The 16292-nt window shown below is 69.9% G+C and carries 20 protein-coding genes and 1 pseudogene; 4 read left to right on the top strand and 17 right to left on the bottom strand.

Going from position 1 to position 16292, the window contains the following annotated elements; translation table 11 throughout:
• Nucleotides 1–72: 72 nt before the first annotated feature.
• The 14 genes from FDM97_RS16800 to FDM97_RS16730 form a co-directional block, all read right to left on the bottom strand.
• Nucleotides 73–378 carry a hypothetical protein gene (locus FDM97_RS16800; RefSeq protein WP_137991219.1) on the bottom strand — a complete coding sequence of 102 codons (306 nt, stop codon included), beginning with the start codon at nucleotides 376–378 and terminating at the stop codon, nucleotides 73–75.
• Between the two features lie 5 nt (nucleotides 379–383).
• Complete coding sequence (locus FDM97_RS16795) at nucleotides 384–893, bottom strand: hypothetical protein (RefSeq protein WP_137991218.1); 510 nt, start codon at nucleotides 891–893, stop codon at nucleotides 384–386.
• Nucleotides 874–1377, bottom strand: a complete 504-nt coding sequence (locus FDM97_RS16790) for a RusA family crossover junction endodeoxyribonuclease (RefSeq protein ID WP_137991217.1) — start codon at nucleotides 1375–1377, stop codon at nucleotides 874–876. Before FDM97_RS16790 ends, FDM97_RS16795 begins: the two co-directional genes overlap by 20 nt.
• Nucleotides 1374–1736 carry a hypothetical protein gene (locus tag FDM97_RS16785; protein ID WP_137991216.1) on the bottom strand — a complete coding sequence of 121 codons (363 nt, stop codon included), beginning with the start codon at nucleotides 1734–1736 and terminating at the stop codon, nucleotides 1374–1376. Before FDM97_RS16785 ends, FDM97_RS16790 begins: the two co-directional genes overlap by 4 nt.
• Nucleotides 1733–2650 (bottom strand): recombinase RecT, encoded by a 918-nt coding sequence (locus tag FDM97_RS16780; RefSeq protein ID WP_137991215.1) that lies wholly within the window; start codon nucleotides 2648–2650, stop codon nucleotides 1733–1735. The genes FDM97_RS16785 and FDM97_RS16780 overlap by 4 nt, the downstream gene beginning before the upstream one ends.
• Nucleotides 2647–3648: a YqaJ viral recombinase family nuclease gene (locus FDM97_RS16775; protein ID WP_254705927.1), complete on the bottom strand. Its 1002-nt coding sequence runs from the start codon at nucleotides 3646–3648 to the stop codon at nucleotides 2647–2649. The genes FDM97_RS16780 and FDM97_RS16775 overlap by 4 nt, the downstream gene beginning before the upstream one ends.
• A gap of 272 nt (nucleotides 3649–3920) precedes the next feature.
• The gene (locus FDM97_RS16770; protein ID WP_137991214.1) at nucleotides 3921–4133 is read right to left on the bottom strand and encodes a hypothetical protein; all 213 of its coding nucleotides are present in this window, start codon (nucleotides 4131–4133) and stop codon (nucleotides 3921–3923) included.
• Complete coding sequence (locus FDM97_RS16765; RefSeq protein ID WP_137991213.1) at nucleotides 4133–4645, bottom strand: hypothetical protein; 513 nt, start codon at nucleotides 4643–4645, stop codon at nucleotides 4133–4135. The genes FDM97_RS16770 and FDM97_RS16765 overlap by 1 nt, the downstream gene beginning before the upstream one ends.
• Complete coding sequence (locus FDM97_RS16760; RefSeq protein WP_137991212.1) at nucleotides 4642–4989, bottom strand: hypothetical protein; 348 nt, start codon at nucleotides 4987–4989, stop codon at nucleotides 4642–4644. The genes FDM97_RS16765 and FDM97_RS16760 overlap by 4 nt, the downstream gene beginning before the upstream one ends.
• Nucleotides 4986–5384, bottom strand: coding sequence for a helix-turn-helix domain-containing protein (locus tag FDM97_RS16755; RefSeq protein ID WP_137991211.1), 399 nt, complete (start codon nucleotides 5382–5384; stop codon nucleotides 4986–4988). The genes FDM97_RS16760 and FDM97_RS16755 overlap by 4 nt, the downstream gene beginning before the upstream one ends.
• The gene (locus tag FDM97_RS16750) at nucleotides 5374–5664 is read right to left on the bottom strand and encodes a hypothetical protein (protein WP_137991210.1); all 291 of its coding nucleotides are present in this window, start codon (nucleotides 5662–5664) and stop codon (nucleotides 5374–5376) included. Before FDM97_RS16750 ends, FDM97_RS16755 begins: the two co-directional genes overlap by 11 nt.
• Complete coding sequence (locus tag FDM97_RS16745; RefSeq protein ID WP_137991209.1) at nucleotides 5654–6163, bottom strand: hypothetical protein; 510 nt, start codon at nucleotides 6161–6163, stop codon at nucleotides 5654–5656. The genes FDM97_RS16750 and FDM97_RS16745 overlap by 11 nt, the downstream gene beginning before the upstream one ends.
• A 264-nt stretch (nucleotides 6164–6427) precedes the next feature.
• Nucleotides 6428–6616: a hypothetical protein gene (locus FDM97_RS16735; protein WP_137991207.1), complete on the bottom strand. Its 189-nt coding sequence runs from the start codon at nucleotides 6614–6616 to the stop codon at nucleotides 6428–6430.
• Complete coding sequence (locus FDM97_RS16730; RefSeq protein WP_137991206.1) at nucleotides 6616–6852, bottom strand: helix-turn-helix transcriptional regulator; 237 nt, start codon at nucleotides 6850–6852, stop codon at nucleotides 6616–6618. Before FDM97_RS16730 ends, FDM97_RS16735 begins: the two co-directional genes overlap by 1 nt.
• A 194-nt stretch (nucleotides 6853–7046) precedes the next feature.
• Between FDM97_RS16730 and FDM97_RS16725 the strand changes: the two genes are divergently transcribed.
• Nucleotides 7047–7553 (top strand): helix-turn-helix domain-containing protein, encoded by a 507-nt coding sequence (locus tag FDM97_RS16725; protein ID WP_137991205.1) that lies wholly within the window; start codon nucleotides 7047–7049, stop codon nucleotides 7551–7553.
• An 854-nt stretch (nucleotides 7554–8407) separates the two neighbouring features.
• On the opposite strand, the gene FDM97_RS16720 is transcribed toward FDM97_RS16725, so the two are convergent.
• The gene (locus FDM97_RS16720; protein ID WP_137991204.1) at nucleotides 8408–9919 is read right to left on the bottom strand and encodes a recombinase family protein; all 1512 of its coding nucleotides are present in this window, start codon (nucleotides 9917–9919) and stop codon (nucleotides 8408–8410) included.
• Between the two features lie 44 nt (nucleotides 9920–9963).
• On the opposite strand from FDM97_RS16720, the pseudogene FDM97_RS16715 reads away from it, so the two are divergent.
• Nucleotides 9964–10476: pseudogene (locus tag FDM97_RS16715) on the top strand (phenylacetate--CoA ligase); the annotation flags it as partial.
• Between the two features lie 130 nt (nucleotides 10477–10606).
• Nucleotides 10607–10987 (top strand): VOC family protein, encoded by a 381-nt coding sequence (locus tag FDM97_RS16710; RefSeq protein ID WP_137991203.1) that lies wholly within the window; start codon nucleotides 10607–10609, stop codon nucleotides 10985–10987.
• Between the two features lie 83 nt (nucleotides 10988–11070).
• Here FDM97_RS16710 and FDM97_RS16705 read toward each other — a convergent pair whose 3' ends face one another.
• On the bottom strand, nucleotides 11071–12573 hold the full coding sequence (locus FDM97_RS16705; RefSeq protein ID WP_137991202.1) for a fatty acyl-CoA synthetase: 1503 nt from the start codon (nucleotides 12571–12573) through the stop codon (nucleotides 11071–11073).
• Between the two features lie 156 nt (nucleotides 12574–12729).
• On the opposite strand from FDM97_RS16705, the gene FDM97_RS16700 reads away from it, so the two are divergent.
• Nucleotides 12730–15135, top strand: coding sequence for a penicillin acylase family protein (locus FDM97_RS16700; RefSeq protein WP_137991201.1), 2406 nt, complete (start codon nucleotides 12730–12732; stop codon nucleotides 15133–15135).
• On the opposite strand, the gene FDM97_RS16695 is transcribed toward FDM97_RS16700, so the two are convergent.
• A complete protein-coding gene (locus FDM97_RS16695; RefSeq protein ID WP_137991200.1) occupies nucleotides 15125–16228 on the bottom strand; it encodes a calcium:cation antiporter in 1104 nt (367 codons plus the stop codon). The genes FDM97_RS16700 and FDM97_RS16695 overlap by 11 nt on opposite strands.
• Nucleotides 16229–16292: the final 64 nt, after the last annotated feature.

The following is a 16292-nucleotide window of genomic DNA, read 5'->3' as shown; positions in this document are numbered from 1 at the left end:
TCCTCTCAGGGGTTGTGGTGCTGGACGGGCTTGTGGTTCTGGGCTTGTGGAGCTGGAGGTATGGGCCCCGGATCAGCCGCTGGTCGCCCGGAGGGGCGCGATGACGGCGGCGCAGGCACCAGGGCCGTTGTCGCGGTCGTAGAGGCGCGGGTCGATGGCGTCGCCGTTGAGGTCGACCTTCATCACGCGGCCCTGGAGGTAGTCGAAGTAGAGGTCATCGCCAGCGCGCTCCAGCGCCTCTGCGGCCTGCTCGACGGTCATGCCGTTGCTGGCGGCCGGGTTCAGGAAGCCCATCCCGAAGGGCTGGGACGCGTTGTAGAGGGCGGCGAGGACGGATGCCTTGTCGAGGCCGTCGATGTTGACGTGCACGTCGCTCACGGCGGTCACTCCTCGCTGTCGTCACGGGCGCCGTTGAGCGCCGCGGTGAGGCCGTCGGAGATGGTCCGCAGCTCGTGCTGGATCTCGGACACGGTCAGGTTCGAGGCGTGGAGCACCCGGCGGGCGTACGAGGACCAGTGGCTGAGCGCGGCCCGCAGGCGCGCAGTCTCGATGTACGAGAGCTGGCCGCCGGTCAGGCGGAGCGTGTGCTCGTCGAGCTCGAGCTGCCCGTCGTCGTCGAGGGTTCCGCGCGCCGTGCGCTGAAGGTGCAGGAACCGCAGCGCCTCGCGGACGTAGCCCTCCTGCTCGTGGTTCGGGATCTCCAGGCTCGTGATCCGAACCTTGGCCGTCGGCTCCTTCTCCGAGCCCGGGGCCGGCTGGGTGCGCTCGGTGTGCGCGAACTCGCCGATGAACAGGCGCCGTGCGCCCGGGTTGTCGTAGACGGGTCGGGTGTGCGCTTCCAGGGCCTCCTGTGCCGAGGCGGACACCTTGGCGTCAAATCGCAGGCTGGTCACTGCTTGTCTCCTTGAGCTGGTCGTGCAGGCGCCAGACGCGGATGACCGCTCCGGGCGTGCTGAGGGTGCCGGGGCCGTCGTCGACGTAGCGCTTCGAGGCGCGGATCGCGGCTGCGTAGCTGTCGTCGCGCCACACGCCCGCGTCGGTGAGCGCGTCCTCGGTGGAGCGGATCAGCTTCGACAGGTCCGGCGGGGACGTGGGCCACACGGGCGCGGAGCGCTTGAGCTGGCCTGCGTTCCGGCCGGTTCCGAAGTGGCCCTTCGGGCGGTCGAAGTAGAACGTCACGTCCAGCGAGACCGCTTCGTCCAGGCGCGCCCAGGCCGGGTCGTGGTGAATGACGTCGAGGGCTGCGGCCTTCACAGCCTCGCGCCACGGCTTCACGTACTTCGATGACTCGACCATGCGGCCTGGCCCGAATGACCTCTTGGAGCCCTGCGGCGCCGGGTGGCCGTAGACGGTCATCGAGATGGCCAGAGCGCTCACCGCTGCTCACCTGCCCTGGCCTGCTGGTCCAGGTCGTCGGCCGCGCACTGCATAATCTCGGCGGCGGTCGCGGCCCTGAGCTCGGCGTTCCCGATCGACAGGGAGGCCAGCTTCGCGCCGGCGGCGAGAAGCACCGTGGAGATGTCCGCCGGGCTGACACCGGTCTCGGCGACAAGCTGCTGCGCGAGCATGGACGCGACCCGATCGGTCTGTTGCATCCACGGCTCACGGGCGTAGCGGCGGCGGTTCTCTCGCAGTACCGAGAGCGCGAGCTCGGGCGTCCACTCGCAGGCACGTACTCCGCGAACACCCATGGATTCGAGTTCCCGGATGATCCGGTCCTCGTGCTCGTGGCTCATGACCGGTCACCGTCATCAGCCGCCTCGCCTGACGGACGGCCAGAGCCCGGCTGCGCGGCCTGCGGCCACGTGGTTGCCACCGGGGACTGATCCTCGTCGCTGCTCGGCACGGGCTCCGTGCGCGAGTCCACGGCGAAAGACCGGATGATGGTGGGCGCGGGCGCTCCGTCGTCGGCGTCGATGTCCGCGCGCATCAGCTCGATCAGCTCGGGCGACGTGGGGACTCGCTTGGTGAGCCGGTGCACGCAGGACTTGGCCCACATGGCGTCGAAGTCGGTGTGCCAGGCACTGTCCTTCTTGCCGTTGCTCTCGGCCTTCCGGTACGCCTTGGAGTACTTGTTGCGGATCTCCTCCGCGTCCTCGCGGTTGAGCAGGATGACCTGGGACCTGCTGCCGCCCCTGATCCACACGTAGGCGTAGGCGAGGATGCCTGGACCGCGCTGCTTCTTCGACAGATCCACACGGGGCTCGTGAAGGAAGTCGTGCGGAGCTGGTGCGGTCGGCGTGTAGGCCCAGCGATCGTTCTCGTGGATCCAGCCGAAGTGCACACTGTCCACGCGGCCCGAGCGGTACATCAGGTCGATGTAACCCTCGTACATCGGCTGGAAGGTCGCGGTGTCTCCGTACGGGACGATCGCGGCGTGCTTGCCGTCCGGTTCGAGGCCGAAGCGGGCGCAGGCGAGGAGCGCCTGCTGCACGGAGGCGTGGGTGCACTTCACGAGGTTCGGCATGACCGACAGCGCGACGGAGACGAAGTGCGCCTTGTCGACGTGACGGGGAAGGGCGTCGGTGAAGTACGTGGAGCGGTCGTTCAGCCACGCGAGGGCGCTGTCGTTCAGGGCGATGTCCGTCGTCGGCTGGGGCGCCGGCTCGACACCGGTTGCCTCTCGTACGCGGTCCTTCAGGTTGCTCATGTCGTTCCTTCCGAGGGCACGACGAGACGGCGTGCTCGGTATTCGCGGTAGGTCTCGGGGTGGTCTGCGGCGAGGCGTTCGGTGTCGATTGCCGGGACCATGTGGGTGTATTCGGCGGCGAGTTCGGGCTCGGCGGCGCGGAAGCGGGCGGCGGCGAAGTTGCCGTTCTGGCGCCAGGTGTAGACGGGTCGGCCGCCGATAGTGGCGACTTCTGCTTCGCCGACGGCGACGCGCAACTGGTTCTCGACTTCGACCAGGTCGTGTGTGTCAGCGGCGATGCGCGCCTTAAGTCCCCTGCGCCGCTCGGTCAGCAGCATGTGCTCGACCGGGTCGACCTCGGCGGTGCCGTCGGGCTGCACGTCAAAGAGGTGCGCCAGGAGCTCGGTTGTGGCGCGGGAGCCGTCGGGGGGCGGCGGGGTGCCTTCGACGACATGTCGGATCCACCAGTCGCCGCAGTAGGTCACTAGGTGCTCGATCAGTTCCTCGTCGCGCTCGAGTCGGTACCAGCGGAGTCGGTTGCCGCCGATCAGCGCCGCAACGTAGGCGTGGCTGTAGCCGGTGACGGCGAGGTACCAGTGGGCTTGGAGGGCTGGGACGTCAGGGACGTCTTCCTCCCACTCGCTGGCCAGGTACTCGGACCGGTTCTTGATCTCGAGCGGCGCGATCACCGGGTAGCCGAGCGCGGTTGAGGGCTCGAGGACGAGCCGGTCGATGTTCGCGAGCATCCACGCGTGCTCGACGTGCTGGAGCGTGCCGGGCGTCGGCGCGATCTCGAGGCCGCTGCGCTCGCTGAAGATTTCAGCGATGACCGGCTCGAGCTTGCGCCCGCAGTAGGCGTACTCGTTGTCGGAGTGGTCGCCGCGTCCGTGCTTCTCTTCCCAGACGTGCAGCGGGCCTTTCCAGCGGGGGTTCATGCCGAGGATCGCGGCGACGTCGCTACCGCCGATCCCGCTGCGGCGGACCGCGTGCCACTCGGGCTCGGGTGCGTCGGCGGGCAGGATGAGGCGGGCGTTAGGGAACTCGCTCAGCGCAGGCAGGGTCTTGGGAGTCGCAAGGGAACGGTCGGACTCCTCTCCTGCCTTCGCTCCCGCGTGTCCGGCGGTGGGGAGGCCGGCGGCGGGTGACGTTGACGCTGAGCGAGTGGTTGGGGACCCGCCCGACGCAGGCGGGGTCATGGGAGCGTCGGAGCGGCGCTCCTGTCCGGCCTTGGTTCCCGGGTGCGGCTCGTGAGGACCGGCCCCGGGCGGCGTTGACGTCGGGCGGGTGGTCATCAGGCGCTCGCCTTCTCGGCGGTGTCTGCCAGTCCGTCGGTGGACGGCTGGTCCCAGACGTCGCCGTAGGCGGCCTGGTGGCGGGCGGCGATCTCGCGTGCGGCGTCGGGGTCGGCGCGGACCTCGCCGCGCTCGATCTGGCCGAGGACGCGGTCCGCGTCGGTCATGGGGCGTGCGGCGCGCAGGTCGAAGACGATCGGGTCGATGGGCATCAGGCGGCCGTCCGTTCGTTGGCGCCGAGCACGGTGAGACGGGGCGCGGGAGCGTGGCGGACGAAGTCGGCGAAGTCGCGCATCTCACGGATCCAGTCGCGCTCCTCGAGGGAGTGCGGCTCAGCGGCGCCGCTGATGGCGGCGCGCACGCGGCGGTGCATGCCGAGCAGTGCATCCTCGGGCAACTGGAGAGAGCTGATCTCCGCCCCGGCCGTGAAGTCGTCCCAGCGCGCGGTCAGTACGGCGAGGTAGTCCCAGCCGGTGATGACGATCGGGCCCGCGTACGGCTGGGCGCTGGCTCCCATGGCTACGAGGAGGCAGGAGCCGACGATGTTCCGGGCGTAGGTCTCCGGGAAGAGGTGGCCGCAGTCGTTGGCCCAGCCCGCCGACATGAGCGAGGGGTGGAGTCGTACGTGAGACCGGCCTTCGGGGCCGACCAGGGTGTCCCAGTCGGGCTCGCCGTCGCGGAGCGCGATTCCGCCGAACGTGGCGTCGATGACGGCGTACTTCATCGCGCACCGCCCGCGAGCCCCGGCCGGTTGACGCGCTGGCGCTCGACGGTGCGTACGGACTCCATGGGGACCCAGACGATCCAGCGGTCGAAGCCGAACTCGTTGTCCCACGAGGCACAGACCATGGCGGCGCCGTTGGACGTGTCCGCGAACGACCTGGCGGTCGGCCTCCCGTCGAACGTGCCGGGGACGTGCGGCGGCTGGTCGAGAGTGATGGTTCCCTCGCGGCCACAGGCGTGCCGGACACGCGTGCCAAGCGGGTGGAGCCTGGCCAGCACCCCCAGTTCGGTCCGGATTTCGTCTGTTCTGACGACGGTGCCCCGGTAGCCGGGCCTGACGGTCATCGTTGATCCCCTTTCGGGTTGAGGTCTTCGTGGGTGATCCAGCCGTTGACGCACGCGATCGCGACGGCCTGCGCGAGGGTGTTGGCCTTGAGCCGCCGAAGCGCGTGCTGGCGCTGCGTACGGATCGTGTGGTGGCTGGCTCCGAGGCGCTGCCCGGTCTGCTGTGCGGACTCGGCACGCGCGGCGCCGATCAGGGCGGCCATCTCCCCAGCGGTAAGCGGGTTCGGCTGCTTCACGGCGCGTGCCAGGGCAGCGCGGAGTCGGTTGACCTCGCCGAGCAGGTCCCGGATGGCGCGTCCTTCCGGTGTGCCCGGCGTGCGGGCCGCGCGGGCGCGGATCGCACTGACCCGGGAAGAGGCCAGGGGCAGAGTGGGGGCGGCGGTCTCAACGGTCATCGCGAGCCCCCGCAGCAGTCCGGGCCTCGGCGAGCGCGAGGCGCTGCGTGAGGCGGGCGACCTCGCCGAGAAGCTGGGGGATGTCGGTCCGAGCGTGCTGGCAGAAGTCGATGGCGGGCACGAGCTCGGCGTCCCTCCACGTCTCCACGAAGCTGAAGGGGCCGAAGCCGCAGGGGTGACCCTCATCGTCGAGAAGGAGGTCCCAACTGCCCTGCCGGGTCGCTAGGACGCGGCCCTGCACCTGCCTCAGGTACTCCCGGGTGAGCGGCTCAACGGGCATCGTCGCCTGCCCTGGGCGGTGTGGCGGGAGCCGTCGACGATGCGCCCTGCGTGAGTGCGGCGCGGGCCTGGTCACTCGTGACGTAGCCGGTGGCCGGGTGGTCGGCGAGCTTGCGGCGCAGGTAGTCGGTGTGCCAGGCGACTTCGAGCGTCGGGCGCTCCCTCAGCACGTTCTCCAGGGCGACGCTGACGTGCGTGATCCGGTTGGCCAAGATTCGGTCCCGCACCTCGGCGTCGCCGAAGGTGGCGGGGAACGGGATGTCGATGGCCTCTTGGACAGCGCGCAGGACAACCACGAGGTCGGTCGTCTCAACCGGGACACCCGCTGTGCCGTTTACGCCGTGGCGGGGGCAGACGCACACTTCCCCGTCGGCGGCCGGAGCTACGAGTAGCAGTCCCAGTGCCTCGCGCAGTTCGTCGTCGAGGACGAGGTCGGCCGCGATGCCATCCGAGCTCTCGCAGGCGACGGTGGCGGATCCGGTCGCGTCGTCATGGGTCACGAGGCCGGTCCATCGGAGAGGGGCGGTCCGCTCTGCCGCGACCAGTGGTGCGGTGGCGGGTTGTGCGATGCTGGACTCCATCGGGTCCACTTCCTGACTAGTGCTCAGTGGGCCGGGCTCGCCGGGGGCATCCGGCGGGCCCTTTCGCTTGTCAGGCCCCCAGGGGCCGTTCGGTGCGGCAGCGTCGGCAGACCATCCGCCACACGGGGTTGCGGTGGTTGCAGGCCGGACAGATCCAGGCGCAGGCGATCCCCGTCACGCGCATCACGCGGCCTCGGGCATCGCGACAGCGGATTCGGCGGCGAGCCGTTCCGCGACGGGGGCCAGTACCGGGCGCAGCCGTTCGATGAGGTCGAGGGGGATCCCCACGGCAGCGACTGCCTCAGTCGCCTGTCGGCGGGCGTCGGCGAGCTCAGCGGCGGTGAGGATGCGACGGCGCTGTTCCCCGGTCATCAGGCGGCGCTCCCAGAGCTGGTGGCCGGCTGGTCGTCGAAGAGCAGGTCGGAGATCGTGCAGTCGAGCGCTCCAGCGATCTTCGCCAGATTGCGCGGCGAGAAGTTCGCGGAGCCGCTCTCGACCATCGACACGTGCTGCTTGCTGACACCGGCCTTGTCGGCCAGCTCGGTCTGGTTCAGCCCCGCCTCGATCCTTCTGCGCGTCAGGCGCTTGGGGTCTATTCGGGTTCTCATGTCTTAGACAGTACGAGACTCAACCGGACAGTACAAGCATGTACCACTCAGTAGGTTCGACTTTCTTTGACTATGGCTCCCGGCTTGCACAGATGCTCGTCCACTTGTGGAGATTGCGTGAGGTCCACTAGCACTCGCGCTGGACCAGTTCGATACAGTTCAAGAAAGTCCAAGACGCACGGTTAGGAAGGGCCATGACGGCGAAGCCGACACCGCCGCCCGAGACCTCCCTCCTCCGCCTGGCACGAGAGGCAGCCGGACTCAGCCCTGAGTCCGCCGCGGCGCGGATGAGCGTGAAGTTCTCGGGCTCCCGCTGGCGCCAGATCGAGGCCGGCTACCGCAAGGACTCCTCAACACAAGTCGTCGCACCGGCACCGACACTCGCCCAGATGGCGCACACAGTCGGGATCTCGTCCAGCAGGCTGGCCAACGCGGGACGCGAGGACGCGGCGGCGATCCTGCGAGAGATCGAGCGATCCGGCGAACCGGCGGCGCCGGCAGGACCACAGGCCACACTCTCCGAACTGGAGGAGTGGCAGCAGCAAATCATCCTCAATGCGCTCGACAACCGCCCCCGCTCCAAGCGGGAGAAGGCGCTACTTCTGCGCACCCTTGCAGAGCAGATCGAGCGACAGGCGAGCGCCGACAACGAGCAGGAAGACCCGAACCCTGGTCCAGACCTGGCAGCTGGCGACCCGTAGTCAATCGCACCCGATCGAACGCATGGTCACAGATCTGTAACGGTCAGTGCATATGCCAGAGACATGGCGCATCTGATGCCGCATCCTCAACGTCCATGCACAGTGCATTGGACACAACCGCAGGTCATCTCGTGGGGGTTGAGGATGCTGGAAGTCCTACTCGCGGGCGTGCTCCTCGCGTTGGCACTGGGTGTGTACCTGCTCTTCCGGCAGCTCAGAAACATCAGCTGGCAGCTCACACAGCTACGCGTTGAACACGACAGCGAACAGATACTGCGCGCCATCGGGGTGCGCCCAACCGCCGTCCCCGTACGGCCTGAACCAGTCCGGCAGAAACGTCACCTCAGCCTCTTCATCGAGGGTGGCGCCGCCGCCCTCGCAACCATCGGCAGGGAGGTACGCACGCATCCGGTCGCGGTCAGAACAACGACGACGCTCGCCATCGCGGACACAGGCTTCACCGTCGTGCTCCTGGCCCCCGCTCCCCGAGCCACCGATGAGAAACCACCACCACCGAAACCGAGCGTCGGAGCAGCGACGTCCCCAGCTACGCCCGCAATGCCCCCCGCTGCGCGTGGCCGACCGGGCGTAGCGTTCGACGCCCGTCCGATCACGACGGATGCGCGGCGCAGCTCGCCACGGGCTCGCGCCGTCGAAGCGGCCACAGAGAAGCCGGAGTTACGTGACGCAGGGGTTGGTGCCCCTTCGGCAACCGCGGCCCCTGGACCGTCTCCGAGCCCGACTGCCACCACGCCTGGGCCGGCGGTGCCGAGTGAACCGACAGCGGGGCGCAACGGGTGCCTCGCCGCCGGCCGACCCCTCCCGGAGCCCCGCGTCTGCCTGCACGCGGGGAACTAAGTGACCGGGACGAAGCCCTCCTGCCCGTAGAAGGACAGCGTGACCCTGCCCGGCTCAATGCGCTTCACGCCGGGCGCCCTGGCCTTGAACAGGCGGACGGTGACGACCTGCTTCAGCACGAACCGCTGCTGGTGCAGGTCGAGTCCGTCCCACACCTCGTCGGCCATGGGGTTGCCCAAGAGGTCCCGGAGGATCGCCGGGATCGTGGCCTCGGCACGCTTGAGATCAGCCTCCGCCTTCTGCCGTAGAGGGCTGAGGCTCTTCTCGATCGAAGCCAGCGACAGCGCCGACAGCTTGATCTGGCCGTTCTCATCGAACTGCCCAGCCGCCTCCCTGGCCTCCAGGAGCTGCTCGTCGATGGCCTTCAGCCGAGCGCGTGCCGCAGCAGCGGCTTTTCCGTCCTTCGGCTTGCGGAACGCAGCCGCGGCCTCCTTGGTGCGCATCCATGCCACAACGCCCTCTTCGACGTACGCCTGGAACAGGTCAGCGTTCACCGACAGGTCGAGCTGGTTGCACCGGTAGACCCATCTGCCGCGGGCCGTCGTCGTCTTGCGCAGCGTCCCTAGGTCGGGCTGCGCCGGATCCATGCCGCCATGGACGCCACACAGCGCCAGTCCGGACAGCAGGTGCTTCACCGCTGTCGACCCCCCGGAACCCTTCAGCCGGCCATCGAGCAACACCTGGACCTCGTCGAAAAGCTTCGGCTTCACGAGGCCCTCCCAGGTGCCCTCGTACTCGACTCCCTTGTGCAGCCGCTTGCCGAGGTATGCCTTGTTCCGCAGGACCATGTACACGCTGCGCGCGACCCACCGCTTGCCGAGCCGCGTCACCTCGCCGGATTCGTTCATCTTCTCGGCGATGCCCCGCAATGACTTGCCGGCTTTCACATCCTCGAACATCTTGACGACGTTCTTGGCCTGCTTCGGGTCGGGGATCTGGTCGACCAGGTCGCCGGTGTCCGGATCGTAGATGCGCCGGTAACCGTACGGGGTGGGACCGTGCGGACCGCCCTTCTCCGCGTTCTCACGTGTCGTTCTGAGGTTGCGGTCTCGGATGCCTTCGACTTCGTCCTCGGCACTGACCGCGTCCATCGCGGTGGCCTTGCGGTCCGCCCGCTTGCTGAGGTCGTAGACCTGGCCGTTGTAGCAGAGGAGCACCCCGGCGGAGTAGCAGGCGTTGCGCAGCCGTACGTATGCCTCGAGATCGCGGTAGTAGCGGGATGCCTCGAAGGCAACGACGATGCGAACCTCGCGCGCCTCGATTCGTGCCAGCATGTCCTCGAAGTCGTCGCGCTTCTTGCGGGCGTGCCGGCTCGCCGAGATGCCGGTGTCCTTGAAGACGTCCTTGACCGGCCAGCCGTACTGGTCGGCGAGGCCCTGGCCGTCCTTCAACTGGTCGGCGACGGAGCGGCCCTTCTTCTTCGGGTCGACGCTGTTGCGGCCGTAGAGGAAGCAGTCCCAGACGACGTCTGGGTGCACAAGGTGCAGGTAGGCGGGGTCGATCGGCATAGCCGTGAGCGTAGCGTGACGTACGGCTCCGTGTGCTCTTTTCGGAGGACCACTTCTACCCGGAGATCGTGGACCCGTTCACGGGCGAGGTGCTGCCGGACGGCGAGGAGGGCGAGCTGGTGTTCACCTCCCTCACCAAGGAGGCGATGCCGGTGATCCGCTATCGGACGCGGGATCTGACGCGGCTTCTGCCCGGCACGGCGCGGGTGTTCCGGCGGATGGAGAAGGTCACCGGGCGCAGCGACGACATGGTGATCCTGCGCGGGGTGAACCTCTTCCCCACCCAGATCGAGGAGATCGTGCTCCGTACGGCCGGGGTGGCCCCGCACTTCCAGCTGAAGCTGACCCGGGAGGGCCGGCTCGACGCGCTGACGGTACGGGCCGAGGCGCGGCCCGGGGCGACGCCCGAGCAGCGCGCGGAGGCGGCCCGGGCCATCGCGGCGGCGTGCAAGGACGGGATCGGTGTCTCGGTCGGGGTCGAGGTGGTCGACCCCGAGACGCTGGAGCGGTCGGTGGGGAAGATCAAGCGGATCGTGGACCTGCGGGACGCACGCTGAACGCCTTCTCCCACCTTTGGCCCGCTCGGTCACTCCACGTCGCCGCCGGGTCACCCGCTCGGCGCGCCCGGCCCGCTCGACCTGTGACCGGGCGGGCCACTGCGTAGCCTGGAGGGAGGAGGTGGTTTCGATGCTGGCGGACTCACCCGTGGCCGCGATGATCCCGGTCAACGACATGGCCCGCGCGAAGGGCTTCTACACCGAGACCCTCGGCCTCACCGTGACGAGGGAGACGACCGAGGACACCCGGCTCGAGAGCGGTGGTACGACGATAGGCCTCTATGAGACGCCCTACGGCGGCCGGGCCGAGCACACACTGGCGAGCTTCAGGGTCGCGAACCTCGACACGGAGATGTCGCAACTGCGGTCCAAGGGCGTGACGTTCGAGGACTACGACCTGCCCGGCCTCAAGACGGTCGACAGCGTCGTCGAGATGGACGACATGCGGTGTGCCTGGTTCAAGGACAGCGAGGGAAACATCCTCAACCTGACCGAGGAACGCGCAGGCTGACATGAGTGCCGCGGGAGCCGTGCCGCACGACAGGGCTCCCGCCGCGGAAGGCCGGGATGCGGGCGGGAGCGGGCGTCACGTCGTCATGCGGCGGCGAAGCGCTCGCGCAGCTCCCGCTTGAGGATCTTCCCGCTGGCGTTGCGCGGCAGCTCGTCCACGAAGAGCACCTTCTTCGGAGCCTTGAAGTGGGCGAGCCGCTCTCGTGCGTGCTCGACGAGTTCCGCCTCGGTCACCTCGCCGCGGGGGACGACGACGGCCGTCACGGCCTCGATCCACCGCTCGTCGGGGAGCCCGACCACGGCCGCCTCGGCTACCGCCGGATGGGTGTAGAGCGCGTCCTCGACCTGCCGCGAGGCGACCAGCACTCCCCCGGAGTTGATGACGTCCTTCACCCGGTCGACCACCGTGTAGTAGCCCTCGCTGTCGCGCACCGCGAGGTCGCCCGAGCGGAACCAGCCTCCCCGGAAGGCCTCCTTCGTCTCCTCGGGCTTGTTCCAGTAGCCGTCGCACAACTGCGGGGAGCGGTATACGACTTCGCCGGGCGTGCCGTCGGGCACGTCCTCGCCGTCCTCGTCGACCACCTTCGCCTCGACGAAACGGACCGGCCTCCCGCAGGATTCCATGCGACCCTCGTGCTCGTCGGGGCCGAGGACGGTCGCGAGGGGGCCGATCTCGCTCTGCCCGAAGCAGTTGTAGAACCGCAGCCCCGGCAGGCGCTCCCGCAGTCGCTCCAGGACGGGCACCGGCATGATCGAGGCGCCGTAGTACGCCTTGCGGAGGGCGGACAGGTCGCGGGTGGCGAACTCGGGGTGGTTCGACAGGCCGATCCAGACGGTCGGCGGCGCGAAGAGACTGTCGGCGCGGCCCGCCTCGATCAGGTCGAAGAGGACCGTCGGGTCGGGCCCGTCGACGATGGTGTTCTCGGCGCCGACCGCGAGGTACGGCAGCAGGAAGACGTGCATCTGCGCGGAGTGGTAGAGCGGCAGCGAGTGGACCGGCTTGTCGTCCTCGCTCAGGTCGAGGGCGTCGATGGCGCTGGCGTACTCGTGGACCAGCGCGCGGTGGGTCATCCGGGCGCCCTTGGGCAGGGCGGTGGTCCCCGAGGTGTAGAGCAGCTGGACGTACTCGCGGGCGTCGCGGTCGGTGTCGTACGTGTCCGGCTCGGCGAGCGCCGCGAGGAGGGAGTCATCGGTGTCCCGCAGGGCTCGTACGGTCAGGTCGGCGGGGACGCGGTCCGCGAGCCCGGGGTCGGCGAGGACGAGTGAACTGCCCGACTGGCGCAGGATGTAGTCGAGGTCCTCGCCGGTGAGATGGTGGTTGACGGGGACGTGGATCAGGTCGGCCCGGGAGCAGGCGAGGAAGGCGATGAGGTAGGCGTCGGAGTTGTGGCCGTACGTCGCCACGCGGGCGCGCTCCTCGAGCCCGTACCGCTCCCGCAGCACGGCGGCGGCGGTGGTGACGGCCTCGTCCAGCTCCGCGTAGGTCCAGGAGCGGTCCGCGTACCGCAGGGCGATCCGCTCGGGGGTGCGCTGCGCGCTCATGCGCAGGACGCCGTCGACGGTGCGGGTGAGGAGTCGTCGTTCCATGTCCGGATCCTCGACGGCTTCCTGGCGGGGGGTCAAGTACCGGGAGCGCGTCGCATGGCGCCGGACCTCGGATACCGAACGGCATGTTGACAAGGTCGGCGCTCTGCTGCGTGCATGGTCCGACCCGCAGTAACCACCCTTCCGTTGGGAGGCACGTTGCACCTCCGCACCCGCCTGAGACACCTGGTGCTCGCCGGCGCGGCCCTCGCCACCGTCACCGCGTCGCTGCCCGCCACGGCCGTCGCCGACCCCGGCGACCGGCACCACCGCCCCTCCGACCGGGGCCTGTCGGCCGTCATCCGGTACACCGAGTACGGAATCCCGCACATCGTCGCCGCGGACTACGCCGATCTGGGCTTCGGCACCGGCTGGGCGCAGGCCGCCGACCAGATATGCCCGCTCGCCGACGGGTTCGTGACCGTGAACGGCGAGCGCTCTCGCTGGTTCGGCCCGGACGGGGTGCCCGACGGCTCGCTGTCCTCGGCCACCAGGAACCTCTCCAGCGATCTGTACTTCCGCGGGGTGCGGGACGCGGGCACGGTCGAGGCGCTGCTCGAGCGCCCCGCCCCGGCCGGCCCGAGCACGCAGCTCAAGGAGCTGATGCGGGGCTGGGCGGCCGGCTACAACGCCTGGCTGAAGCAGAACGAGATCACCGACCCGGCGTGCAAGGACGCCGGCTGGGTCCGTCCGGTGACCCGACTGGACGTCGCCCGCCGCGGGTTCGCGGTCTCCGTGCTCGGCGGCCAGGGGCGCGGCATCGACGGCATCACCGCCGCCCAGCCGCCCACAGCCGCCGTCCCGACCTCCCTCCCGGATCCCGCCGCGGATCCCGCCGCGGATCCGGCCCGTACCGCGGCCGCCGCCCGCGAGCTGTTCGCGGCGGAGAACGCCACGATGGGCTCCAACGCCGTCGCCTTCCAGGGCGCGACGACCGCGAACGGCCGTGGACTGCTGCTCGGCAATCCGCACTACCCGTGGCGGGGCGGCCGTCGCTTCTGGCAGTCGCAGCAGACCATCCCCGGCGAACTCAACGTCTCCGGCGCCTCGTTGCTCGGCACGACCGTCGTCAACATCGGCTTCAACGACAAGGTGGCCTGGAGCCACACGGTCGCCACGGGCGTCACTCTCAACCTGCACCAGCTGACCCTGGACCCGGCCGACCCGACCGCCTATCTCGTCGACGGGAAGCCGGAGAGGATGACGCGGCGGACCGTGACCGTGCCGGTCGAGGACGGCGCGCCCGTGACCCGTACGCAGTACTGGACCCGGTACGGTCCGGTGGTGACCGGGCTCGGGGCGCAGCTTCCGCTGCCGTGGACGGCGACGACGGCCTTCGCGCTCAACGACCCCAACGCCGCCAACCTGCGCGGTTCGGACACCGCGCTCGGCTTCGGCAAGGCCCGTTCCACGCAGGACGTCCTCGACGCGTTGCGCCGCACGCAGGGCCTGCCCTGGGTGAACACCATCGCCGCGGACTCCTCCGGGAATTCGCTGTTCACGCAGTCGCAGGTGCTCCCCCGGATCACCGACGAGCTGGCACAGCGCTGCTCCACCCCGCTGGGCCGGGCGACGTACCCGGCCTCGGGCGTGGCGGTCCTCGACGGGTCACGGGGCGACTGCGCGCTGGGCTCGGACCCGGACGCGGTCCAGCCGGGTGTCTTCGGACCCTCGAAGATGCCGGTGCTGCGGAACGCCCCGTACGTGGAGAACTCCAACGACAGCGCCTGGCTGACCAACGCGGACCGGCCGCTGACCGGCTACGAGCGGGTCTTCGGCACCATCGCCACCCCGCGCTCGCTGCGCACCCGCGGCGGGATCGAGGACGTGGCGGCGATGGCCGCCAGGGGCGGGCTGACGGTGGCCGACCTCCAGGCCCAGCAGTTCGCCAACCGGGCTCCGGCCGGTGATCTGGCCGCCGCCGACGCGTCGAAGGCGTGCGCCTCGGTCCTGCCCGGCGACCCGGAGGCCTGCCGGGTGATCGGGGCCTGGGACCGGACGGTGAACAGCGACAGCGAGGGGGCGCTGCTCTTCGACCGGTTCTGGCGGAAGTTCGTCGCGGCGGTGCCGCCGGCCGAGCAGTGGAAGGTGCCGTTCTCGGCCGCCGACCCGGTCCGCACGCCGCACACCCTGAACACCGCGTCGCCCGGTTTCGCCAAGGCGCTCGGTGACGCGGTCGCGGAGCTGCGGGCGGCCGGCATCCCGCTGGACGCGCCGCTCGGCGCGCACCAGTTCGTGGTACGGGGCGGCAAGCGCATCCCGGTCAGCGGCGGCACGGAGTCGCTGGGGATCTGGAACAAGACGGAGCCCGTGTGGAACGCGGCCGGCGGGGGCTACACCGAGGTGGCGCACGGGACGAGTCATGTCCAGGCGGTGGGCTGGGACGGCAGCCGCTGCCCGGTGGCGCGCACCCTGCTGACGTACTCCCAGTCGTCCAACGCGCGCTCCCCGCACTACAGCGACCAGACCGAGCTGTACGCGGGCGAGCGCTGGGTGACATCCCGGTTCTGCGAGAAGGACATCCTGCGGTCGCCGGCCTTGAAGGTGGTCCGGGTCAGGGGCTGAACGACAGGAACACGAAGGCGGCGAAGATCGAGAGATGGACGCCGCCCTGGAGAAGAGTGGCTCGTCCGGGCACCACGGTCAGGGCGCTCACCACGGCGGTGAGCACGAGCAGGACCATGTGGACGGCCCCGAGGCCCAGGACCAGGGGCCCGGACAGCCAGATCGAGGCGAGCGCGATCGCCGGAATCGTCAGGCCGATGCTGGCGATCGCGGAGCCGTACGCGAGGTTGAGGCTGGTCTGCATGCGGTCGCGGCGCGCGGCGCGCACGGCGGCGAGCGTCTCGGGGAGCAGCACCATCAGGGCGATGATCACGCCGACGACGGCCTTGGGGAGTCCGGCCGACTCGACACCGTCCTCGATGGTCGGTGAGACGAGCTTGGCGTTGCCGACGACGGCGACGAGCGCCAGGACCAGGAGGCCGAGGCTCGTCCAGGCCTGACGGTCGGTCGGCGGTTCGGCGTGCTCCTCCGCTGACTGGTGGCCCTCGCCCTCGCGCGGGACCGGCAGGAAGTAGTCGCGGTGCCGGACGGTCTGGACGGTGACGAACACCCCGTACAGGCAGAGGGAGGCGACGGCGGCGAAGGCCAGCTGGGCGGCGGAGAACTCGGGGCCGGGGTGGCTCGTGGTGAAGGTGGGCAGGACCAGGGTCATGGTCGCGAGGGTGCAGACGGTGGCGAGGGCGCCGCCGGATCCCTCGGCGTGGAAGACCGCGACGCGGTTGCGCAGCGCGGCGACGAGCAGCGAGAGACCGACGATGCCGTTGCAGGTGATCATGACGGCCGCGAAGACCGTGTCCCGGGCGTACGTGGAGGTCTTCTCGCCGCCGCCCGCCATCAGGGTGACGATCAGTCCGACCTCGATGACGGTGACGGCGACGGCCAGGACGAGCGAGCCGAAGGGCTCGCCGACGCGGTGGGCGACGACCTCGGCGTGGTGGACGGCGGCGAGCACGGCGGCGACCAGGCAGAGCGCGATCAGCGCGACGGCGAGGCCGGGGAGAGCGCGCCCCCACGCGAGCCCGAGGGCGACGGCCGCCACGACCGGCCCCCATGTCGCCCACTGCCGTGTCAGCCCCACCGCACTCGAACTCATGATCAGCATAGTGCCACAAAGCGGACAACCGGCTTGCTGCTCCGGAGGCGGCGAACGCCCCGCA

This window comes from Streptomyces vilmorinianum (assembly GCF_005517195.1).
GTDB classification, from domain to species: Bacteria; Actinomycetota; Actinomycetes; order Streptomycetales; family Streptomycetaceae; genus Streptomyces; species Streptomyces vilmorinianum.
This window is presented reverse-complemented; position numbering and strand designations above follow the sequence as displayed.

What these genes read in the sequence shown, in the direction of transcription:
- FDM97_RS16720 (WP_137991204.1), bottom strand. Translation starts at nt 9,919, where the DNA reads ATGCCGATCGACCCCGCCTACCTGCACCTTGTGCACCCAGACGTCGTC.
- FDM97_RS16725 (WP_137991205.1), top strand. Translation starts at nt 7,047, where the DNA reads ATGACGGCGAAGCCGACACCGCCGCCCGAGACCTCCCTCCTCCGCCTG.
- FDM97_RS16735 (WP_137991207.1), bottom strand. Translation starts at nt 6,616, where the DNA reads ATGACCGGGGAACAGCGCCGTCGCATCCTCACCGCCGCTGAGCTCGCC.
- FDM97_RS16695 (WP_137991200.1), bottom strand. Translation starts at nt 16,228, where the DNA reads ATGAGTTCGAGTGCGGTGGGGCTGACACGGCAGTGGGCGACATGGGGG.
- FDM97_RS16765 (WP_137991213.1), bottom strand. Translation starts at nt 4,645, where the DNA reads ATGAAGTACGCCGTCATCGACGCCACGTTCGGCGGAATCGCGCTCCGC.
- FDM97_RS16780 (WP_137991215.1), bottom strand. Translation starts at nt 2,650, where the DNA reads ATGAGCAACCTGAAGGACCGCGTACGAGAGGCAACCGGTGTCGAGCCG.
- FDM97_RS16755 (WP_137991211.1), bottom strand. Translation starts at nt 5,384, where the DNA reads ATGACCGTTGAGACCGCCGCCCCCACTCTGCCCCTGGCCTCTTCCCGG.
- FDM97_RS16750 (WP_137991210.1), bottom strand. Translation starts at nt 5,664, where the DNA reads ATGCCCGTTGAGCCGCTCACCCGGGAGTACCTGAGGCAGGTGCAGGGC.
- FDM97_RS16785 (WP_137991216.1), bottom strand. Translation starts at nt 1,736, where the DNA reads ATGAGCCACGAGCACGAGGACCGGATCATCCGGGAACTCGAATCCATG.
- FDM97_RS16730 (WP_137991206.1), bottom strand. Translation starts at nt 6,852, where the DNA reads ATGAGAACCCGAATAGACCCCAAGCGCCTGACGCGCAGAAGGATCGAG.
- FDM97_RS16760 (WP_137991212.1), bottom strand. Translation starts at nt 4,989, where the DNA reads ATGACCGTCAGGCCCGGCTACCGGGGCACCGTCGTCAGAACAGACGAA.
- FDM97_RS16705 (WP_137991202.1), bottom strand. Translation starts at nt 12,573, where the DNA reads ATGGAACGACGACTCCTCACCCGCACCGTCGACGGCGTCCTGCGCATG.
- FDM97_RS16710 (WP_137991203.1), top strand. Translation starts at nt 10,607, where the DNA reads ATGCTGGCGGACTCACCCGTGGCCGCGATGATCCCGGTCAACGACATG.
- FDM97_RS16770 (WP_137991214.1), bottom strand. Translation starts at nt 4,133, where the DNA reads ATGCCCATCGACCCGATCGTCTTCGACCTGCGCGCCGCACGCCCCATG.